The 19,363-nt window shown below is 71.1% G+C and carries 21 protein-coding genes and 3 tRNA genes; 3 read left to right on the forward strand and 21 right to left on the reverse strand.

Annotated elements, in window-relative coordinates:
• Positions 1 to 4 precede the first annotated feature (4 nt).
• From ASD62_RS07900 to ASD62_RS07930, 6 genes are all read right to left on the reverse strand, one after another.
• Positions 5 to 769, reverse strand: a complete 765-nt coding sequence (locus ASD62_RS07900) for a hypothetical protein (RefSeq protein ID WP_157581400.1) — start codon at positions 767 to 769, stop codon at positions 5 to 7.
• Positions 770 to 910: 141 nt separating this feature from the next.
• A complete protein-coding gene (gene rplA, locus ASD62_RS07910; protein ID WP_056915490.1) occupies positions 911 to 1,630 on the reverse strand; it encodes a 50S ribosomal protein L1 in 720 nt (239 codons plus the stop codon).
• Between the two features lie 124 nt (positions 1,631 to 1,754).
• Positions 1,755 to 2,192 carry a 50S ribosomal protein L11 gene (gene rplK / locus ASD62_RS07915; protein ID WP_056915491.1) on the reverse strand — a complete coding sequence of 146 codons (438 nt, stop codon included), beginning with the start codon at positions 2,190 to 2,192 and terminating at the stop codon, positions 1,755 to 1,757.
• Positions 2,193 to 2,284: 92 nt separating this feature from the next.
• Entirely contained in the window at positions 2,285 to 3,124 is an 840-nt protein-coding gene (gene nusG / locus ASD62_RS07920) for a transcription termination/antitermination protein NusG (RefSeq protein ID WP_082580625.1), read from the reverse strand.
• Positions 3,125 to 3,190: 66 nt separating this feature from the next.
• Complete coding sequence (gene secE, locus ASD62_RS07925; RefSeq protein WP_162246885.1) at positions 3,191 to 3,451, reverse strand: preprotein translocase subunit SecE; 261 nt, start codon at positions 3,449 to 3,451, stop codon at positions 3,191 to 3,193.
• A gap of 67 nt (positions 3,452 to 3,518) precedes the next feature.
• A tRNA-Trp gene (locus ASD62_RS07930) sits at positions 3,519 to 3,591 on the reverse strand.
• A gap of 298 nt (positions 3,592 to 3,889) precedes the next feature.
• Here ASD62_RS07930 and ASD62_RS07935 point away from each other — a divergent pair.
• From ASD62_RS07935 to ASD62_RS07945, 3 genes are all read left to right on the forward strand, one after another.
• The gene (locus ASD62_RS07935) at positions 3,890 to 5,200 is read left to right on the forward strand and encodes an aminotransferase class I/II-fold pyridoxal phosphate-dependent enzyme (protein ID WP_056915494.1); all 1,311 of its coding nucleotides are present in this window, start codon (positions 3,890 to 3,892) and stop codon (positions 5,198 to 5,200) included.
• 99 nt (positions 5,201 to 5,299) lie between these two features.
• The gene (locus tag ASD62_RS07940) at positions 5,300 to 5,797 is read left to right on the forward strand and encodes a DUF5709 domain-containing protein (RefSeq protein WP_056915495.1); all 498 of its coding nucleotides are present in this window, start codon (positions 5,300 to 5,302) and stop codon (positions 5,795 to 5,797) included.
• Between the two features lie 82 nt (positions 5,798 to 5,879).
• Positions 5,880 to 6,908, forward strand: a complete 1,029-nt coding sequence (locus tag ASD62_RS07945) for an adenosine deaminase (protein ID WP_056915496.1) — start codon at positions 5,880 to 5,882, stop codon at positions 6,906 to 6,908.
• A 63-nt stretch (positions 6,909 to 6,971) separates the two neighbouring features.
• On the opposite strand, the gene ASD62_RS07950 is transcribed toward ASD62_RS07945, so the two are convergent.
• The 15 genes from ASD62_RS07950 to ASD62_RS08020 form a co-directional block, all read right to left on the reverse strand.
• Complete coding sequence (locus ASD62_RS07950; protein WP_056915497.1) at positions 6,972 to 8,048, reverse strand: UDP-N-acetylmuramate dehydrogenase; 1,077 nt, start codon at positions 8,046 to 8,048, stop codon at positions 6,972 to 6,974.
• Between the two features lie 10 nt (positions 8,049 to 8,058).
• Complete coding sequence (locus ASD62_RS07955; RefSeq protein ID WP_056915498.1) at positions 8,059 to 8,481, reverse strand: MaoC family dehydratase; 423 nt, start codon at positions 8,479 to 8,481, stop codon at positions 8,059 to 8,061.
• Positions 8,482 to 8,483: 2 nt separating this feature from the next.
• A complete protein-coding gene (locus ASD62_RS07960) occupies positions 8,484 to 8,930 on the reverse strand; it encodes a MaoC family dehydratase N-terminal domain-containing protein (protein WP_056915499.1) in 447 nt (148 codons plus the stop codon).
• 100 nt (positions 8,931 to 9,030) lie between these two features.
• A complete protein-coding gene (rpmG, locus tag ASD62_RS07965) occupies positions 9,031 to 9,201 on the reverse strand; it encodes a 50S ribosomal protein L33 (RefSeq protein WP_056915500.1) in 171 nt (56 codons plus the stop codon).
• Positions 9,202 to 9,322: 121 nt separating this feature from the next.
• Positions 9,323 to 9,396: transfer RNA gene (locus tag ASD62_RS07970), tRNA-Met, on the reverse strand.
• 33 nt (positions 9,397 to 9,429) lie between these two features.
• A tRNA-Thr gene (locus tag ASD62_RS07975) sits at positions 9,430 to 9,502 on the reverse strand.
• 113 nt (positions 9,503 to 9,615) lie between these two features.
• On the reverse strand, positions 9,616 to 10,821 hold the full coding sequence (locus ASD62_RS07980) for an acyl-CoA dehydrogenase family protein (protein ID WP_056915501.1): 1,206 nt from the start codon (positions 10,819 to 10,821) through the stop codon (positions 9,616 to 9,618).
• Positions 10,822 to 10,845: 24 nt separating this feature from the next.
• The gene (gene aroQ, locus ASD62_RS07985; protein WP_056915502.1) at positions 10,846 to 11,304 is read right to left on the reverse strand and encodes a type II 3-dehydroquinate dehydratase; all 459 of its coding nucleotides are present in this window, start codon (positions 11,302 to 11,304) and stop codon (positions 10,846 to 10,848) included.
• A 108-nt stretch (positions 11,305 to 11,412) separates the two neighbouring features.
• On the reverse strand, positions 11,413 to 12,132 hold the full coding sequence (locus ASD62_RS07990; protein ID WP_056915503.1) for an SRPBCC family protein: 720 nt from the start codon (positions 12,130 to 12,132) through the stop codon (positions 11,413 to 11,415).
• Positions 12,133 to 12,136: 4 nt separating this feature from the next.
• A complete protein-coding gene (locus ASD62_RS07995; RefSeq protein ID WP_056915504.1) occupies positions 12,137 to 12,991 on the reverse strand; it encodes a xanthine dehydrogenase family protein subunit M in 855 nt (284 codons plus the stop codon).
• Entirely contained in the window at positions 12,988 to 15,480 is a 2,493-nt protein-coding gene (locus ASD62_RS08000) for a xanthine dehydrogenase family protein molybdopterin-binding subunit (RefSeq protein ID WP_056915505.1), read from the reverse strand. The genes ASD62_RS07995 and ASD62_RS08000 overlap by 4 nt, the downstream gene beginning before the upstream one ends.
• Positions 15,477 to 15,959, reverse strand: a complete 483-nt coding sequence (locus tag ASD62_RS08005; RefSeq protein WP_056915506.1) for a (2Fe-2S)-binding protein — start codon at positions 15,957 to 15,959, stop codon at positions 15,477 to 15,479. Before ASD62_RS08005 ends, ASD62_RS08000 begins: the two co-directional genes overlap by 4 nt.
• A gap of 88 nt (positions 15,960 to 16,047) precedes the next feature.
• Complete coding sequence (locus ASD62_RS08010; RefSeq protein ID WP_056915507.1) at positions 16,048 to 17,250, reverse strand: XdhC/CoxI family protein; 1,203 nt, start codon at positions 17,248 to 17,250, stop codon at positions 16,048 to 16,050.
• Positions 17,243 to 18,364 (reverse strand): VWA domain-containing protein, encoded by a 1,122-nt coding sequence (locus ASD62_RS08015; RefSeq protein ID WP_056915508.1) that lies wholly within the window; start codon positions 18,362 to 18,364, stop codon positions 17,243 to 17,245. Before ASD62_RS08015 ends, ASD62_RS08010 begins: the two co-directional genes overlap by 8 nt.
• Complete coding sequence (locus ASD62_RS08020; RefSeq protein ID WP_056915509.1) at positions 18,361 to 19,254, reverse strand: MoxR family ATPase; 894 nt, start codon at positions 19,252 to 19,254, stop codon at positions 18,361 to 18,363. Before ASD62_RS08020 ends, ASD62_RS08015 begins: the two co-directional genes overlap by 4 nt.
• Positions 19,255 to 19,363: the final 109 nt, after the last annotated feature.

A 19,363-nucleotide genomic window follows, 5' to 3' on the forward strand; every position in this document is an offset into this window, starting at 1 on the left:
GGTGTCAGCTGGTCGGCAGCTGGAAGGTGCCCACCTGGTCGGCCGGGGGCACCGTGATCGTGACCGGCTTGCCCCAGTCCGAGAAGACGATGTTGATGGTCTGACCCTGGGAGTCGACGGTCATCTTGGTCGGGCGGTCCTGGCTGTCGAGGGTGTAGCGCGCCTTGACCGGTGCCACCGAGGGCGAGGCCGTGGCGGTGCTCCCGCCCAGGAGGGCCGTCGGGTCGATGGTGACGTCGTAGACCTTCTCGTCGGCCGAGCTGCTCACGACCGTGGCCTTGCTGCCCTTGAGGGCCGTCGCCAGCTGGCGCGGGTCACCCATGTCACCGGTGAGGCCGGCGAACATCTTGCTCATCGGGTCGGTGCCCTTGGGGTCGATCTTCACCCACGGCTTCGACGAGCCGGGCAGGCCCTTCATGTAGATGATGCCGCCGGTGGAGACGATCTGCAGGGTCTGGCCCTGGATCCCCATCTCCATCGACTGCTCCATCTTTCCGTCCTTCATGGTGAACGAACCCTTGGCGCTCCCCTGCGTGCCGAGGTCCATGGTCACCGTGCCGGAGCCGGCCTTGAGCATCGCGTCGGTCATGCGCGTCGCCAGGGCTGCACCGTCCACGGACTCGCCCGCCTTGGCGGCAGAGGCGGAGGAGCTGGCGCTGCTCGACGACGACGTGCTGGACGAGCCGGGCGATTTGGAGTCGGAGCTGCCGCAGGCGCTCAGGCCCAGTGCCGCCGTCAGGGCGACGGCGGCGATCGAGGTGGTCTTCATGCGGGTCCCCCAGAAGATGTGGTGCGGATGTGCGACGCGCGCACTGACCTGTCCACCATAACCGCCCTGCTGCGTGCCGCCCTCATGGGCAGAGCCCGCCACCCCTCGCGGGGTGACGGGCTCTGCACGGTGCGGCGGGACTCAGGCGTTGGCCTCGTCCTCGACCAGCAGGTTGCGCGTGCGGTTGTAGTCCAGCGGGATGCCGGGGCCCATCGTCGTGGTCATGGTCGCCTTGAGGATGTAGCGGCCCTTGGACGCCGACGGCTTCAGACGCAGGATCTCCTCCAGCGCGGCACCGTAGTTCTCCACGAGCGACGTCTCGTCGAAGGAGGCCTTGCCGATGATGAAGTGGAGGTTCGCGTGCTTGTCGACGCGGAACTCGATCTTGCCGCCCTTGATGTCGGTGACGGCCTTGGCGGTGTCCATGGTGACGGTGCCGGTCTTCGGGTTGGGCATGAGACCACGCGGGCCCAGGACCTTTCCGAGGCGACCGACCTTGCCCATCATGTCCGGGGTGGCGACGACGGAGTCGAAGTCGAGCCAGCCGCCGGCCACCTTCTCGAGGAGCTCGTCGGAACCGACGAAGTCGGCGCCGGCCTCACGGGCGGCCTCGGCCTTGTCGCCGTTGGCGAACACCAGGACGCGGGCGGTCTTGCCCGTGCCGTGGGGGAGGTTCACGGTGCCGCGGACCATCTGGTCGGCCTTGCGCGGGTCGACGCCGAGGCGCATGGCGACCTCGACGGTCTCGTCGTACTTGGCCTTGGCGGCGGTCTTGGCGAGGCGGACGGCCTCGAGGGGGGCGTAGACCTTGGTGACGTCGATCTTCTCCGCGGCCTCGCGGTAAGCCTTGCTGCGCTTCATTTCTGCTCCTGTGTCGAACGGTTCAGGTGGTGCGGTGGAGTTGTGGTCGGTACGGACCAGCGCGGTCCTGCCACGGGTCTTCGGTGTGCCGCCTGCAGCGGCACACCGAAGGAGAACGGGGGTGTTACGAGAGGCTGGTCTCGACGCCCATCGAGCGCGCGGTGCCGGCGATGATCTTCATGGCCTGCTCCACGTCGTTGGCGTTGAGGTCTTCCATCTTCATCGTGGCGATCTCGCGGACCTGGTCGGCCGACAGCTTGGCGACCTTGGTCTTGTGCGGCTCACCCGAGCCCTTGGGGACGCCGGCAGCCTTCTTGATCAGCTCGGCGGCCGGAGGGGTCTTGGTGATGAAGGTGAAGGAACGGTCTTCGTAGACCGTGATCTCCACGGGGATGACGTTGCCGCGCTGGGACTCCGTCGCAGCGTTGTACGCCTTGACGAACTCCATGATGTTGACGCCGTGCTGACCGAGGGCCGGGCCGACGGGGGGTGCGGGCGTCGCGGCGCCGGCCTGGATCTGCAGCTTGATGAAGCCGGAGATCTTCTTCTTCTTGGGAGGCATGTGCTGATGTTCCTTCTGTGGTGGTTGGGCCTACGCCGTGGGCGATGACCCGGTTGCAGTACCCCCGAGGACCGGGGGCAGGAGCCGAACCCTCAGATCTTGGCGACCTGGTTGAACGACAGCTCGACCGGGGTCTCCCGGCCGAAGATCGAGACCAGCACCTTGAGCTTCTGGGTGTCGGCGTTGATCTCGGAGATCGTGGCGGGAAGGGTCTCGAAGGGCCCCTCCATGACGGTGACGGACTCGCCGACCTCGAAGTCGACGACAGCGACCTCGCGGGGCTTGCCCCCACCCGCACCGCCGGCAGCGGCCGCGGCCTGCTGCTCGAGGTCGGCCGGGGCGAGCATCGTGTAGACCTCGTCGAGGCTGAGCGGCACCGGCTGGTGGGCGTTGCCGACGAAGCCGGTCACACCGGGCGTGTGGCGCACGGCGCCCCACGACTCGTCGGTGAGGTCCATGCGGACCAGCACGTACCCGGGCATCCGGACGCGCTTGACCAGCTTCTTCTGGCCGTTCTTGATCTCGGTGACCTCTTCCATCGGGACCTGGGCCTCGAAGATGAAGTCCTCCATGTTGAGGGAGGTCGTGCGGTTCTCGAGGTTCGCCTTGACGCGGTTCTCGTAGCCCGCGTAGGAGTGCACGACGTACCAGTCGCCGAACTTGCTGGCGAGGGTGTCCTTGAACTCCTTGACCGGGTCGGCCGGCGGCGCGTCGACGTCGAGCTCGTCGGTCGCCTCGTCGCCCACCTCGTCGGACACCTCGGTGTCGGTGCTGTCGTCGCTGTCGCTGAAGGCGGCCTCGGGGGTGGCGTCGGTGTCCACGGAGTCGTCGACAGGGTCCGTCCCGGGCTGCTCGAGCTCGGCGGCGTCGGTGCTCGCGGTGACCTCGTCGGTCTGCGGCTCCGCGTTGTCGGTGGTCCACTGGTCGGACACGCTGATGACCTACTTCCTTCTGGTGTTCACCGGGAGGAACCCCGGGTCAGTGCGGCACTGCGGCGACTAGCCGCCGAAGACCCACAGGACGAGCTTGGTGAAGCCGAAGTCCACGGAGGAGACGAGCGCCATCACGAACACGACGAACACGATCACGACGATCGTGTAGTTGACCAGCTCGCTGCGCGTCGGCCGGACGACCTTGCGCAGCTCGTCGAGGATCTGGCTGACGAAGAGCGAGATGGAGCGGAAGAGCCGGGAAACCGGGTTGCCGCCCTTTCCGCCCTTGCGGCTGGTGCGACCAGAGCCGCGGGTCTCCGCGCTCACGTCCGTCACGATGCCTCTTCTCGCTGATGTCTGCCGTGCTGCCGGGTCGGCCGCAGGTCCTGCAACGCAGGGCAGGAGGGACTCGAACCCCCAACCGCCGGTTTTGGAGACCGGTGCTCTACCAATTGAGCCACTGCCCTACGGAACGACCCACGGGGAGCGGGAGGTTCCGGTGGTCGTCACCGCCCACGCCGAACCTGCCCGAGGGCACGTCGGAAGCATGGTCGAAGTCAACCGAGGAGCAAGCATACGTGAGCCGTGACCCGGAATGCGAACTCGCTCCCGACCACCAGCCCGATCACCCCGCCGACCTCGCCCGACCACGCTCGACCACGTCCCCGACGGGTGGGTCCCCGGCGGTGACGCGGCCCGGGTGGCGGCTGTGCGCCATACGGACGCCGCCTGCGCGGCATCACGCACCTCTGGGAGCATGGCAGCGTGACCGAGCAGACCGCCACCAGCCGCCCCACCCCCCTCGCCGAGCGCTCCGCCGCCGACCTCGCGTCGTTCGCGCGGGAGCAGCAGGAGGCGTATGCCGCGCTCAAGGAGCGAGGCCTCAAGCTCGACCTCACGCGCGGCAAGCCGGCCAGCGAGCAGCTCGACCTCTCCAACGCCCTCCTCACCCTGCCCGAGGGGTTCACCGACGCGAGCGGCACCGACACCCGCAACTACGGCGGCCTCGACGGGATCAAGGAGCTGCGCGAGATGTTCGCCGAGCTGCTGTGGGTCCTGCCCGAGCAGGTCGTGGCGGGCGGCAACTCCAGCCTGACGATGATGAAGGACACCCTCGTCGACCTGCTGCTGCACGGTGGCGTGGACTCGCCGCGGCCGTGGGGCCAGGAGGAGAAGGTCACCTTCATCTGCCCCGTCCCCGGGTACGACCGGCACTTCACCCTCCTCCAGTCGTTCGGCATCGAGATGGTGACCGTCCCGATGCATGACGACGGCCCGGACGCCGAGGCGGTCGCAGCCCTGGTGGCGGACGACCCGAGCATCAAGGGCATGTGGATCGTGCCGACCTACGCGAACCCGTCGGGCTCGGTCGTCACCCAGGAGGTGGCCGCGCGGCTCGCCTCGATGCAGACCGCTGCGCCGGACTTCAAGATCTTCTGGGACAACGCCTATGCGCTGCACCACCTCACCGCCGACGAGGCCAAGAGCGCCGACGTCCTCAGCCTCGCCGCCGCAGCCGGTCACCCGCACCGGCCGATCATGTTCGCCTCGACGTCCAAGATCACCTGGGCCGGTGCCGGGGTCGCGTTCCTGGCGGCGTCCGTCGAGAACGTGAAGTGGTACCTGGGCCACCTCGGCAAGGGGTCGATCGGCCCCGACAAGGTCAACCAGCTCCGCCACGCGCAGTTCTTCGGCTCGGCCCAGGGCGTGCGCGACCACATGGTCAAGCACCGGGAGATCATCGCGCCGAAGTTCGCCGAGGTGGAGCGCATCCTCACCGAGCGCCTCGACGGCCTGCAGGTCGCGACGTGGACGCGCCCGACCGGTGGGTACTTCGTCAGCCTCGACGTGCTCGACGGCACCGCCTCACGCGTGGTCCAGCTGGCCAAGGAGGCCGGCATCGCCCTGACGCCCGCGGGTTCCTCCTTCCCCCTCGGTGACGACCCCCGCGACCGCAACATCCGCCTCGCCCCGACCTTCCCGCCGCTGGGCCAGGTCACCGAGGCGATGGAGGCCGTCGCCACGTGCGTCCTGCTCGCGGCCGCCGAGCAGGCGACCGCGGCGCACCCCGCCTGAGTCGGCGCACCGCCACGCCGGCGGGCCGGCTCGGGCCGCAGGACGCCGAACGGGACCCTTGGCCTTGCGGCACCCCCTCCGCTGCCGCAGGGTGGTGACATGAGCGATCAGCCCGGCACCGAAAGCATCGAGGACGACCTCGGCAGCTACAGCGTGGACGACTCCGTCGACGCAGGCAGCGGCCAGGAGGGCCTCCTGGACTCCAGCGAGGGCGACAACGAACCCTGGTCCCCGCCCGACCAGCAGCCCCGCAACACCGAGTGGGGCACGACGGCCACCGAGCAGGGCCTCGAGGAGAGCATCGACCAGCGGATCATGCAGGAGGTGCCCGACCCCGACTCGGCCTACGGCGCCCCCGACAACGAGTCCGGGCTCGACGAGGAGCCGCGCGTCGGCGGTGACGACCCCGACAGCATCGACGCCGACCAGGACTTCCTGGGGGACGCCGAGGTGGGCGACGGCCCGGTGGGGACGCTGACCGACCCCGACGAGGGCGCCCGCGAGGACGTCGACGCCGAGCTGCTCGGGGACGAGAGCGGCGGCTCGGGCGACCTGAGCCCCGAGGAGCAGGCCATGCACGTCGTCGACGGCGACTGACCAGGCCCAGTCACCGACGAGAGGCGTCGACCCGCGTGGGTCGGCGCCTCTCGTCGTCCCGGGCGGTGCCAGACTGCACGCCATGCCCCGCCCGGTCGAGTCCCTCCCGAAGGCGCACCTGCACCTGCACTTCACCGGTTCGATGCGCGTCGAGACGGTCCGCGACCTCGCCGTCAAGCACCGGCTGCACCTCCCCGACGCCCTGACGAGCGGGTGGCCGCCACAGCTGAGCGCGCGCGACGAGCGTGGCTGGTTCCGGTTCCAGCGCCTGTACGACGCGGCGCGCGCCTGCGTGCGCGACGAGTCCGACCTGCGGCGGATCGTCCGCGAAGCGGCCCGGGACGACGCGGCGGAGGGTTCGCGCTGGCTGGAGATCCAGGTGGACCCGACGTCCTACGCACCCTTCGTCGGGGGGATCACCCCGGCCCTGGAGATCGTCCTCGACGAGGCCGCAGCGGCGTCGCGCGAGGAGGACACCGGGGTCGCGGTCGTCGTCGCGGCCAGCCGGATCCGGCACCCGCTCGACGCCCGCACGCTCGCCCGGCTGGCGACGCAGTACGCCGGTGACGGCCCGGGCACCGTGGTGGGGTTCGGGTTGAGCAACGACGAGCGCCGCGGGCTCACGGCCGAGTTCGCCCCGGCCTTCGCCCTCGCGCGCCGTGCCGGCCTGGCGCTCGTGCCGCACGCCGGCGAGCTCCTCGGACCGGCGGCCGTCGAGGCCACCCTCGACGCGATCGAGCCGGACCGGCTGGGCCACGGCGTGCGCTGCGTCGAGGAGCCCCGGGTGCTCGAGCGCGTCGCCGAGTCGGGGGTCGCCCTCGAGGTGTGCCCCCGCAGCAACGTGGCGCTGGGCGTCTACTCCTCCCCGGAGGAGGTGCCGCTGCGCGCGATCGTCGAGCACGGCATACCGGTCGCACTCGGGGCCGACGACCCGCTGCTGTTCGGGTCGCGGCTGGCGGCGCAGTACCAGACGGCCCGGGAGGTGCTGGGGTTCTCCGACGAGGAGCTGGCCGAGCTGGCCCGGGGCTCGCTGCGGGCCAGCCGTGCGCCCGCCGCGGTGAGGGACGCGGCCCTGGCCGACGTCGACGCCTGGCTGGCCGCTCCGGCCTGACACCGGACCGGGTCGGGCTTCAGGGGCGGCTGCCAGGGGCGGCCGAGGTCGGCCGAGGTCGGCCTAGAGGCCGTGTCCGACGAGGACGGGCTCGTTGACCAGCACCACGCCGAAGGCCTCGTGGACGCCGTCGCGCACCGCGCGGGCGAGGGCGGCGACCTGTGCGGCCGTGGCGCCGCCGCGGTTGGTCAGCGCCAGCGTGTGCTTGCCGGAGATCGCTGCCGAGCTGCCCGGCAGGCTGAACCCCTTGCCGAACCCGGCCTGCTCGATCAGCCACGCTGCGCTGGTCTTGATGTTGCCGTCGGGGTCGGCGAACCGCGGCGGTGTCGGGCCGTCGACGCCGAGGCGGGCGGCGGCGCGGGACTCGAGGTCGGCGAAGTGGGGACCTGACAGGATCGGGTTCGTGAAGAAGGACCCGCAGGACCAGGTGTCGTGGTCGTCGGGGTCCAGCACCATGCCGCGTCGGCGACGCTGGTGCAGCACCGCCTCGCGGGCGTCGGCGAGCGGCACCCGGTCGCCGACGGCGACCTCGAGCTGGCGGGCCAGGTCGGCGTACCCGACGGGCTGGCTCAGCTCGCTCGGGACGAGCTGGAAGAGCACGTCGAGGACGACGAAGCGGCTCGTGGCCTTGAAGATCGAGTGCCGGTAGGTGAAGGCGCAGTCGAGCGAGGCGAAGGTACGGACCCGCTGCTCGTGCCGGTCCCAGACGCGCACCGAGGCGATCGTCTGGGCGACCTCCTGGCCGTAGGCGCCCACGTTCTGCACCGGCGTCGCCCCCGTGCCACCGGGGATGCCCGAGAGCGCCTCGATGCCGGACCACCCCTCGACGACCGCACGGGCGACGAGGTCGTCCCACGGCACACCGGCCGCGACCCGCACCATCACCCCGCCGCACAGGTCCGCCGACTCGACGTCGATGCCGTCGGAGGCGACCTTGACGACGGTGCCGGGGAAACCCGCGTCGGTGACGACGACGTTGCTGCCCCCGGAGATGACCAGCAGGGGCTCGTCGGCGTCGTCGACCTCCCGGACGGCGTCGACCACCTCGTCGGTGGTCGTCGCCGTCACCAGGCGAGCCGCCGGGCCCCCGACGCGCATCGTCGTCAGGTCGGCCAGGGGGACGTCGTGCTCTTCGCTCATGCCGGGGCGATCAGTCGAGCAGGACGACGGCCAGGCAGCGCCCGAGGACCTTGTCGCCACCGCTCGTCACGGTCAGCTCGACGGTCGCGCGGCGGGTGGCCTCGTCGACGGACTTGACCACGCCCGCGACCTCGACGGCGCCGCCGCCCTGGGGCACGACGACCGGCTTGGTGAAGCGGGTGCCGAACTCGACGACGCGTCCGCCGTCGCCGGCCCACTCCTCGACGACCGAGCCCGCGGCACCCATCGTCCACATGCCGTGGGCGATGACGTCGGGCAGGCCGACGGAGGTGGCGAACTCCTCGTCCTGGTGGATGGGGTTCTGGTCGCCGGAGGCGTTCGCGTAGGCCACGAGGCTGTCGCGACCCACGGGGATGGTGCGGGCCTCGATGGTGTCGCCGACAGAGGTGTCGGCCAGGGTGCGCACGCTCATGCTCACTCCCCTCCCCGGATGACGATGGTGGACGTCGACGTGCACAGTGCCGCACCGTCGGTGGTCGTGAGCTCGGTGCGGGTGGTGACCATCGAGTGGCCGCCAGCCGCGCGGACCGAGTCGACGGTGAGGGTGCCGAGCACCTCGTCACCGGCGGTGATGGGGCGGTGGTGCACGAACCGCTGCTCGCCGTGGACGACACGGCTGTAGTCGATCCCGGCCTCCGGGTCCTGGACGAACACGGCGTCGCACTGCTGCGCGATGGTCACGGCGAAGGTCGGCGGGGCGATGACGTCGGCGTACCCGGCGGCCCGCGCGGCCTCGCTCGAGGTGTGCACGGGGTCGGTAGAACCCACCGCGGAGGCGAAGGCCGCGAGGCCCTCCGCTGTCACGGCATACGGGCCACTGGGCGGGTAGGTGCGCCCCACGAAGTCTGCGTTCACGGCCATGGCACCCACCCTATGGTGCGGCGCGGGGTGCCGGTCGGACGGGGACACGACAAAGCCGCCCGGGGACTCTCGTCCGGGGCGGCTGTCGAAACGCGTCAGGTCAACGGGTCTCGCGGTGGACCGTGTGCTTCTTGTCGCGGGGGCAGAACTTCTTCATCTCGAGACGGTCGGGGTTGTTCCGACGGTTCTTCTTGGTGATGTAGTTGCGCTCCTTGCAATCCACGCACGCCAAGGTGATCTTGGGGCGGACGTCTGCGCTCTTGCTAGCCACGGGGCAACCTGCTCTCGGAACTGACGGTGGTGAAGTCTGGACGCCGCGCGCGACATCCAACGACATCGGGCAGCGACACATCAGGCTACGCGAATTCAGGCTGATCCTGAAATCGCGGTTGTAGCGGGAGCGGGGCTCGATCCCGCGACCTCACGATTATGAGTCGTGCGCTCTAACCAGCTGAGCTACCCCGCCATGGGGTGCAGCACCTCGCGATGCCTCTCCCAGAGCCCCCTGTCGGAATCGAACCGACGACCTTTTCCTTACCATGGAAACGCTCTGCCGACTGAGCTAAGGGGGCCTGCACACCGGGGCTCTGGGAGCCGCGCGGAAGTGCGACGGTGAGACTACACGCTCCGGTGCCCGGACCGAAAATCGAGGGTCCGGAGGGCGTATGGCGCGTGGTTCGGGCCCCTACCGGAAGGCCTGTTCGCCCGTCATCGCCTGCCCCACCACGAGGGTGTGCATCTCCACCGTGCCCTCGTAGGTGAGCACCGACTCGAGGTTGTTCATGTGCCGGATCACGGGGTACTCGAGGCTGATCCCGTTGGCCCCGAGGATGGTTCGCGAGGTGCGGCAGATGTCGAGCGCCTCGCGGATGTTGTTGAGCTTGCCGAGGCTGACCTGCTCCGGACGCAGGGTGCCCGCGTCCTTGCGCCGACCGAGGTGCAGCGCGAGGAGCTGGCCCTTGACGAGCTCGAGCGCCATGTCGGCCAGCTTCTGCTGGGTGAGCTGGAACGCGGCGAGGGGCCGCCCGAACTGCTCGCGCTCCATCGAGTAGCGCCGGGCGGTGTCGAGGCTGGACCTGGCCGCCCCGAGGGAGCCCCACACGATGCCGTAGCGCGCCTCGGAGAGGCACGACAGCGGGCCCTTGAGCCCACGGGCCTCGGGGAAGACCGCGTCCGCGGGGAGCCGGACCCCGTCGAGGACCAGCTCGCTGGTGACCGACGCCCGCAGGCTCATCTTGTGCTTGATCTGCGGCGCCGAGAAGCCGGGGCTGTCGGTGGGGACGACGAAGCCCCGGATGGTGCTGGCGCCGTCGCCCTGCTCGTCGACCTGCGCCCACACGACGGCGACGTCGGCGACCGAGCCGTTGGTGATCCACATCTTGGAGCCGTCGAGCACCCAGTCGTCGCCGTCGCGGCGGGCGCGCGTGCGCATCGACGCGGGGTCGCTGCCGTGGTCGGGTTCGGTGAGGCCGAAGCAGCCGATCGCCTCGCCCGTCGCCATGGCGGGCAGCCACTGCTGCTTCTGCTCCTCGCTCCCCCACCGATGGATGGCGAACATCGCCAGGGAACCCTGCACGGAGACCAGGCTGCGGACACCGGAGTCGGTCGCCTCGAGCTCGAGGCAGGCCAGCCCGTAGTCGACGGCGCTCATGCCGGCGCAGCCGTACCCCTCGAGGTGCATGCCCAGCAGCCCGAGGGCCCCGAGCTCCTTGGTCAGGCCGCGGAGGTCGTCGACCTCACCCCGCTCGAACCAGTCCGCGACGTACGGCTCGACGCGCTGGTCGAGGAAGGTGCGGACCGTGCTGCGCACGGCCTTCTCCTCGTCGCTGAGCAGGTCGTCGATCCCGGCGAGGTCCATCGGGTCGAGCGGGCGGCGGGTCGAGGAGGCCATGGCCCCATCCTGCCCCTCCGAGCCTCAGTCGCGCGCCTGCACCAGCTCGGCGATCCGCGTGACGGCGAACGCGTAGCCGCTCGGGCCGCACCCCACGATGACGCCGGACGCGATGGCCGACAGGTACGAGTGGTGCCTGAACTCCTCGCGCGCGTGCACGTTCGACAGGTGCACCTCGATGACCGGTCCGCTCACCGTCGCGAGCGCGTCGCGCAGCGCGATGGAGGTGTGCGTCAGCGCGCCGGCGTTGACGACGAACCCGGCGGCGCTCGCCCGCGTCTCCTGGATCGCGTCGACGAGCACGCCCTCGTGGTTGCTCTGTCGGAAGTCCACGGCGAGACCAGCCGCCCCCGCGACCTCACGGCACAGGGCCTCGATGTCGGCCAGGGTGTCGTGGCCGTAGACCTCGGGCTCACGTTCGCCGAGCAGGTTGAGGTTCGGTCCGTTGAGGACGACGACGGTGGGCTCGTTCGTGCCGGTCATACCGCTCATGCGGCCCAGCGTAGGTGAGCAGGCGCCATACCCACGGGGGCCACGCGCAGGGGCCCCACCCGAGCGGGTGGAGCCCCTGCGATCGTGCGTATGGCGCGGTCAGCCCTTGCGGCGCCGCCGCAGGACCAGCCCGATCCCGGCAAGCAGGGCGACGAGTCCGGCTGCGATCTGCTTCGCGTAGGACTTGAGCACCACGGGGAGCACGGCCGTGCCCAGGTCGAGCGCCTCCGCCTCCCGCGCCGGCGTGGGGGTCCGGGCGGCTGCTGCGGCCGTCGGCACCGGCGTCGGGCTCCCGGCGCCGGGAGCCGCGGTCGCCACCGCACCGTCGGCCGGCGCCGCAGCACCCGCGGACGGGGCCACCCCGGGCTCGGCCGGCGCGCCGACCTTGCCCTCGATGCACGCGACGAACTGGCCGAGCAGCTTGTCGGACACGTCCTGCATGACCCCACGGCCGAACTGCGCCGGCTTCCCGGTGACGTTGAGGTCGGTCTGGACGTCGGCCCTGGTGTTGCCGTCGCCTGCGTCGGTCAGCTGGATCGTCACGGTCGCACCGGCGGTGCCGTTGCCCCGCTTGTCCTTGCCCTTGGCCTCGATGACGGCGCGGTGGGCCGCGTCGTCACGCTCGATGAACGAGCCGGAACCGGAGTAGACCAGTGCGATCGGTCCGAGCTTGACCTTGACCGTGCCGGAGAACCCGGCGTCGGTCACCTCGGTGACGGTGGCGCCCGGGAAGCAGCTCCCGACCTCCTGCAGGTCCATGAACGTGGACCACGTCTCGTCGACCGACGCGGGCACCGTGAAGGTGTGGCTCAGCTCCACGGGCTCACCCGCCTGCCGCGGCGAGGACCGCGCGCCGGGTGAGGACGGTGGCCAGGTGCTTGCGGTAGTCCGCGTCGCCGTTGAGGTCCGACGGCGGGTTGGTGCCGTCGGCGGCTGCCGCGCAGGCCTCCCGGACCGCGTCGTCGGTCGCCGCCCTGCCGACCAGGGCCTGCTCCACCGCGGTCGCCCGCAGCGGGGTCGAGCCCATGTTCGTCAGCCCGATCCTGGCCTCGGCGATGGTGCCGCCCTCGACGCGGACGGTCGCCGCGACGGCGACGATCGACCACTGGTGGGCGACCCGGACGAACTTCTCGTACCGGCTCCCCCAGCCCGTGTGCTTCGGGATGCGGATCGAGGTGAGCAGCTCGCCCTCGCCGACGGCCGTCTCGAAGAGGTCGACGAAGAAGTCGGCGGCCGCGACCGTGCGGTCACCACCGGGTCCGGTGATGACGAACTCGGTGTCGAGCGCGAGCGCGGGTGCGCCCACGTCGCCCGCCGGGTCGGCGTGGACCAGGGCCCCGCCCACCGTGCCGCGGTGCCGGATCTGGGGATCGGCCACCTCGGTGATGGCATCGGTGAGCACCCCCGCGTGCTGGCGGACGAGGGCGCTCGCCAGCACGTCGGCATACGTGGTCATCGCACCGATCACGACGTGGTCGCCCTCGTCGCGGATGCCTCGCAGCTCCTCGATCCGACCGAGGTCGATGATCTTCTCGGGGGCGTTGAGCCGCATCCGCAGGATGGGGAGCAGGCTCTGCCCACCGCCCATCACCTTGGCGTCGTCACCCGCCTCGGCGAGCGCGCTGAGCGCGTCCGCCACGGACGTGGGCGCGAGGTAGTCGAACTGTGCGGGGATCACTGGCCCGCTCCTTCCGCGGAGGCGCTGCTACTGGGGTCCGGCGGGGCCTGGTTGGGAGCACCCTCGTCGAAGTGCGGCTGGGCACTCCCCGTCGTCGGGTCGGCCTGGGTGCTGCCGGCGGACTGGATCGCCCGCCAGACCCGCTCGGGGGTGCACGGCATCTGGATGTCGTTGATCCCCAACGGGCGGACGGCGTCGACGATGGAGTTGACGACCGCCGGCGTGGACGCGATGCACCCCGCCTCGCCGACGCCCTTGGCGCCGAGGTCGTTCGACGTGGACGGCGAGACCGTGTTGTCGGTGACGAACGAGATCGTGTCGGCCGACGTGGGCAGCGTGTAGTCGACGAACGAGCCGGACACGAGCGTGCCCTGGTCGTCGTAGACCGCCTCCTCCCACAGCGCCTGGGCGATGCCCTGGACGATGCCACCGTGCATCTGCCCCTCGACGATGAGGGGGTTGATGATGTTGCCGATGTCGTCCACGCAGACGTAGCTGCGGATCTTCACCGCGCCCGTCTCCGTGTCGACCTCGGTGGCGCACAGGTGCGTGCCGTGGGGGAAGGAGAAGTTCGACGGGTCGAACGTCGCCTCGGCGTCGAGCGTGGGCTCGGTGCCCTCGGGGAGGTCGTGGCCGGTGAACGCGGCCCACACCACCTCGGCCATGGCCTTGCCGTTGTCGGTGCCCTTGACCTTGAAGGTGCCGGCGCTGAACTCGATGTCGTCGACCGAGGCCTCGAGCATGTGCGCGGCGATCGGCTTGGCCTTCTCGATCACCCGGTCGGCCGCCATGACGAGCGCCTGGCCTCCGACGACGAGCGAGCGGGAGCCGTACGTGTCCAGGCCACGCGGCGCCACCTGGGTGTCACCGTGCAGCACCTCGATGTCGTCGAACGGGATCCCGAGCCGGTCGGCGACGATCTGGCTCCACGCCGTCTCGTGGCCCTGGCCGTGGGCGCTGGACCCGGTGACGACCTCGACCTTGCCGGTGGGCAGCATCCTGACCTCGGCGTGCTCCCAGCCACCTGCGGCGTAGGAGAGGCTGCCGAGCACGCGGGAGGGGGCGAGGCCGCACATCTCGGTGAAGGTCGAGATGCCGATGCCGAGCTGCACCCGGTCCTTGCTGTCACGACGCTGCTGCTGCTCGCGCCGCAGGCCGTCGTAGTCGAACAGCTCCTTCGCGCGGGCCGTGGCCGCCTCGTAGTTGCCGGAGTCGTACTCGAGGCCGCACACCGAGGTGAACGGGAACTCCTCGTGCTTGATCCAGTTCTTCTCGCGGATCTCCATCGGGTCGACCCCGACCTCGGCCGCCAGCTCGTCCATCAGCCGCTCGATGGCGAACGTCGCCTCGGGCCGGCCTGCGCCGCGGTAGGCGTCGGTCCACGTCTTGTTGGTGAAGACGTTGGTGCAGTTGAACTGGTAGGCGGGGAACTTGTAGATCGCGTTGAACATGAACGCACCCAGGATCGGCACACCGCTGGTGACGAGGCCGAGGTAGGCACCCATGTCGGCGAGCAGGTCGACCTTGAGTCCGGTGACCGTGCCGTCCTTGGTGGCCGCCAGGGTGAGGCGCTGCCACTGGTCGCGGCCGTGGTGGGCCGACAGGAGCGACTCGCTGCGGGTCTCGGTGTACTTGCACGGCTTGCCGGTCTTGCGCGCCGCGAGGGTCACGATGACCTCCTCCGGCGTGTACTGCAGCTTGCCGCCGAAGCCCCCACCCACGTCGGGCGCGATGACCCGGACCTTGCTCTCGGGGATGCCGAGCGTCGCGGCCGTGAAGATGCGGACGAAGTGCGGCACCTGCGTCGAGGACCAGATCGTCAGCTGCTCACCCGTGGGGTCGCAGACGAACGACCGCGGCTCCATGAACGCCGGGATGAGGCGCTGCTGGCGGTACTCGCGCTCGATGAGGATTCCACCGTCGCGGGCCGTGGCGATCGCGTCGTCCACAGCCGTGCCCGTGCCGGCGTCGGCCGAGTCGAACTGCCAGAACGCGCTCTTGTTGGTGCCCAGGTCGGGGTGCGCGAGGACCGCGTCCTCGGCCGACTCCTTGAGGTCGAGCGCAGCCGGCAGCTCGTCGTAGTCGACGTCGACGAGCTCGGCGGCGTCGCGGGCTGCCCGGGCCGAGCGCGCCACGATGACGGCGACGATCTCGCCGGCGAACGCCACCCGGTCGACGGCGATGGACGGGTGCGGCGGCGCCTTCTGGTCGGCCGTGATCGGCCAGGCGTTGGGCAGCGAGCCCTGGATGTCCTTGACGTCCTCACCCGTGAGCACGAGCGAGACGCCCGGTGCCGCCTTCGCGGCGGAGGTGTCGATCGCGGTGATCTTCGCGTGCGCGAACGGGCTGCGCACCATGGCGAGGTGCTGCATCCCGGGGAGCTGGATGTTGTCGGTCCACTTGGTGCGTCCCGTGATGAGGCGCTGGTCCTCCTTGCGCTTGCGCGCGGACCCGATCTCGGTCTTCGGGCGGTCGTCGACAGCGGTCATGACTGGGCACCTTCCTTGGCGCCGGAGCCCGCGGCCTCCTGCACCGCCTTGACGATGTTGTGGTAGCCGGTGCAGCGACAGAGGTTGCCCTCGAGCCCGACGCGGATCTGCTCCTCGGAGGGGTCGGGGTTCTCGTTGAGGACGTCGATGGCCTGCATGATCATGCCGGGGGTGCAGTAGCCGCACTGGAGGGCGTGGCAGTTGTGGAACGCCTTCTGCATCGGGTGCAGCTCGCCGTCCTGCGCCAGCCCCTCGATGGTCGTGACCTCGTGCCCGTCGGCCTGGACCGCCAGCACGTTGCAGGACTTCACACTGCGCCCGTCGAGGTGCACGGTGCACGCCCCGCAGTTGCTCGTGTCGCAGCCGATGACGGTGCCGGTCTTGCCCAGGCTCTCCCTCAGGTAGTGGACCAGCAACGTGCGCGGCTCCACCTCGTCCTCGTAGCCGACTCCGTCGACCGTGACGTTGATGCGGGTCATCCAACACTCCTTTGTGTTCGAGCTGCACCTGCCGGTGCCTCTTCGGATCCTTGCTGCATTGCCCTGCTCTGACAACCGTCCAACCCGGCTACGTCCCGGCCCCACCCCCTGCGTGGGTGGGGGTGGCCCCAGCGGCCTCGTGCGGCTCGTGCGGGCCCGCTCCGTGGTGGTGGATCGGGCCGTCCCGGTGGGCCAGGCGGTCGCCGCGGCCACCCCACTGGAGGGCGACGATCTCGGCCGCGATGCTCACCGCCGTCTCCTCCGGCGTGCGAGCGCCGAGGTCCAGCCCGATGGGGCTGGAGAGGCGCTCCAGCTCGGCCTCGCTGAGTCCGGCCTCGCGCAGCCGCGCCATCCGGTCCTCGTGCGTGCGGCGCGAGCCCATGGCCCCGATGAACGCCGCCTCCGGGAGGCGCAGCGCGATCTCGAGGACGGGGACGTCGAACTTCGGGTCGTGGGTCAGCACGCAGATGACGGTCCGCGCGTCGAGGCGGCCGGCATCGCGCTCCGCCTCGAGGTAGCGGTGCGGCCACTGGACGACGACCTCGTCGGCAGAGGGGAAGCGGCTGTTCGTGGCGAAGACCGGTCGGGCGTCGACGACCGTCACCTCGTAGCCGAGGAAGTGGCCGACGTGGGCGACGGCCGCGGCGAAGTCGATGGCACCGAAGACGAGCATGCGCGGGCGCGGCGCGAAGGACGACACGAAGACGCGCAGCCCCTCACCGCGGCGCTCGCCGTCGGGCCCGTACGTCAGCGTCTCGGTACGGCCCGCGGCGAGCAGTCCGCGGACGTCGTCGGTGACGGCGTCGTCCGCACGGGCCGAGCCCAGCGAGCCGGAGTCACCGGCGGCGGACCCCTCCGGGCGGACGACGAGGCGACGACCCAGCCAGGCCGGGTCGGGGTGCTCGATGACCGTGGCGACCGCGACCGGGCGCCCCGCCTCCACGTCGTCGGCGACCTCGCCGAGCTCGGGGAAGGACTCGCGGCTCACCGGCTCGACGAAGACGTCGAGGATCCCGCCGCACGTCAGCCCGACGGAGTAGGCGTCGTCGTCGCTGACGCCGTAGCGCTGCAGCACCGGCGTCCCGTCGGCGACGACGGTCGAGGCGAGCTCGTAGACCGCGCCCTCGACGCAGCCGCCGGAGACCGACCCCACCGCTTCACCGCCGGGTCCGACGAGCATCGACGCCCCCGCAGGACGGGGGGCCGACCGCCAGGTCGCCACGACCGTGGAGACACCGATCGTCGCACCCGCACGCCACCACCGGAGCAGCTCGGGCATCACCTCACGCACGGGCCACCACCTCCACCAGCTCCTCGAACGCCGCCATGGAGTGCCCGGCGACGAAGTCGTCGATGTGGGGCAGGGCCGCGACGATGCCCTGCTGCACCGGCTCGTACCCCGTCTTGCCCCGGTGCGGGTTCACCCAGACGACGCGGTGCGCGAGCGCCCGCAGCCGGCGCATCTGCTCGCCGAGCGCCTCGGGCGCCTCACGCTCCCAGCCGTCGCTGAAGACCACGACGACCGCGCCACGGGCCATGCCCCGACGGCCCCATCGGTCGAGGAAGACCTTGATGCCCTGGGCCAGCCGGGTTCCGCCGGACCAGTCGGGGACCGAGTTCCCACAGGCCACGAGGGCGCGTTCGGGGTCGCGCTGGCGCAGCGGCCGGGTGACGTGGGTCAGCCGGGTGCCGAGCGTGAACACCTCGACGGGCAGACCCGTGGCGGCGTAGGTGTGGGACAGGCGCAGAAGCGCGTCGGCGTAGGGGCTCATCGAGCCGGAGACGTCGACGAGCAGCACGACCCGTCGCGGCCGGGTGCCGCGCCGTCGCCAGGCGATCGGCCCGGGCTCGCCCATCCGTCGCAGCTGGTCGCGCAGGGTGCGCCGGGCATCGACCACTCCTCGGGCCGCGGGCGTCGGCCGGTGCGCCCGGCGGCGCGGGGCGCGCGGCCGCAGCGCGGCGAACAGGGCCGCGAGGCGGGCGCGTTCGGCGCTGCCGAGCGTCGCGATGTCGCGGTGCCGCAGCACCTCGGTCGCGCTCGCCTGCGCGTGGACGGCGTCCTCCTCCTGCTCCTGGGTCTCCCCCGAGCCCTGGTCTCCCTCGAGCGGCGCCATGGTGAGGGTCGGCGAGGTCTCCTGCCGGGGCCGGGTGCCGGCTCGTTCGAGACCGAACCACGCGGCATACACCTGGTCGTAGCGCTCGAGGTCGGCCGGTGACGAGCAGAGCGTCGCCTGCCCGGCCCAGTAGACCCCCGAGGGGTCCATGAGCCCGACCGCGGCCACCGCCTCGAGGTAGGTGCGTTCGCGGTCGGCGGTCACGGCCACGCCCGAGGCCCGCAGGGCGCGCGCGAACCCGAGCAGGACGGCATCGGGGGCGTGCAGCGTGGCGGCCTCGGGAACGCTCATGACGTGAGGATCCGGTCGAGGGCGGCACGGACCCGCTCGGAGTCCTCGCGGTACTTCACGGCGACGCCCAGCGTGGCCGAGGCCGTCTCGAGGTCGAGGCTGGTGCTGCCGAGCTCGTGCAGGGCCCGGGCCCAGTCGAGCGTCTCGGCGACCCCTGGCGGCTTGATCAGGTCGTGGTCCTGGCGCAGCGTCTGGACCGCTGAGACCACTTGTGCCGCAAGGGTTTCGGAGACCTCGGGTGCCCGGCTCCGGACGATCTCGAGCTCCCGGGCCAGACCGGGGTGGTCGATCCAGTGGTAGAGGCACCGACGCTTGAGGGCGTCGTGCAGCTCGCGGGTCCGGTTGGACGTCAGGATGACGACCGGGGGCGTGGCGGCGGTCACCGTCCCGAGCTCGGGGATCGTCACCTGCCAGGTCGAGAGCACCTCGAGCAGGAACGCCTCGAACTCGTCGTCGGCCCGGTCGATCTCGTCCACGAGGAGCACGGCCGGCGACTCACGCAGGGCCCGGAGCACCGGCCGCGCGAGCAGGAACCGCTGGTCGAACAGCTGGTCCTCGATCTGCGCGACGTCGCGCGCCTGGTCGGCGGCGACGGCCTCGACGGCCCGCAGGTGCAGGATCTGGCGCGGGAAGTCCCAGTCGTACAGGGCCTGGGTCGCGTCGATCCCCTCGTAGCACTGCAGCCGGATGAGCGGCAGGTCGAGCGTCTCGGCGAGGGCCTCCGCGAGCGCGGTCTTGCCGGTGCCGGGCTCCCCCTCGAGCAGCAGTGGCCGCTGCAGGCGCAGGGCGAGCCACGCAACCGTGGCGAGAGAGGCGTCAGCGAGGTACCCGGTCCCACCGAGGCCACCTGTCAGCTCCCCGGCCGACGCAAAGGCCTCCCGTGGCTCCATGTGCCGATCATCACCCACGTGGGCCCGATCCGAAAGGGGAACGCAGATGTGTGAACGACGAGAGGGGCATTCGCCGCGGTCAGCGGTGTGCGAGCCGGACGCACCATCC

It is taken from the genome of Phycicoccus sp. Root563 (assembly GCF_001427915.1).
In the GTDB taxonomy this organism is placed as follows: Bacteria; Actinomycetota; Actinomycetes; order Actinomycetales; family Dermatophilaceae; genus Pedococcus.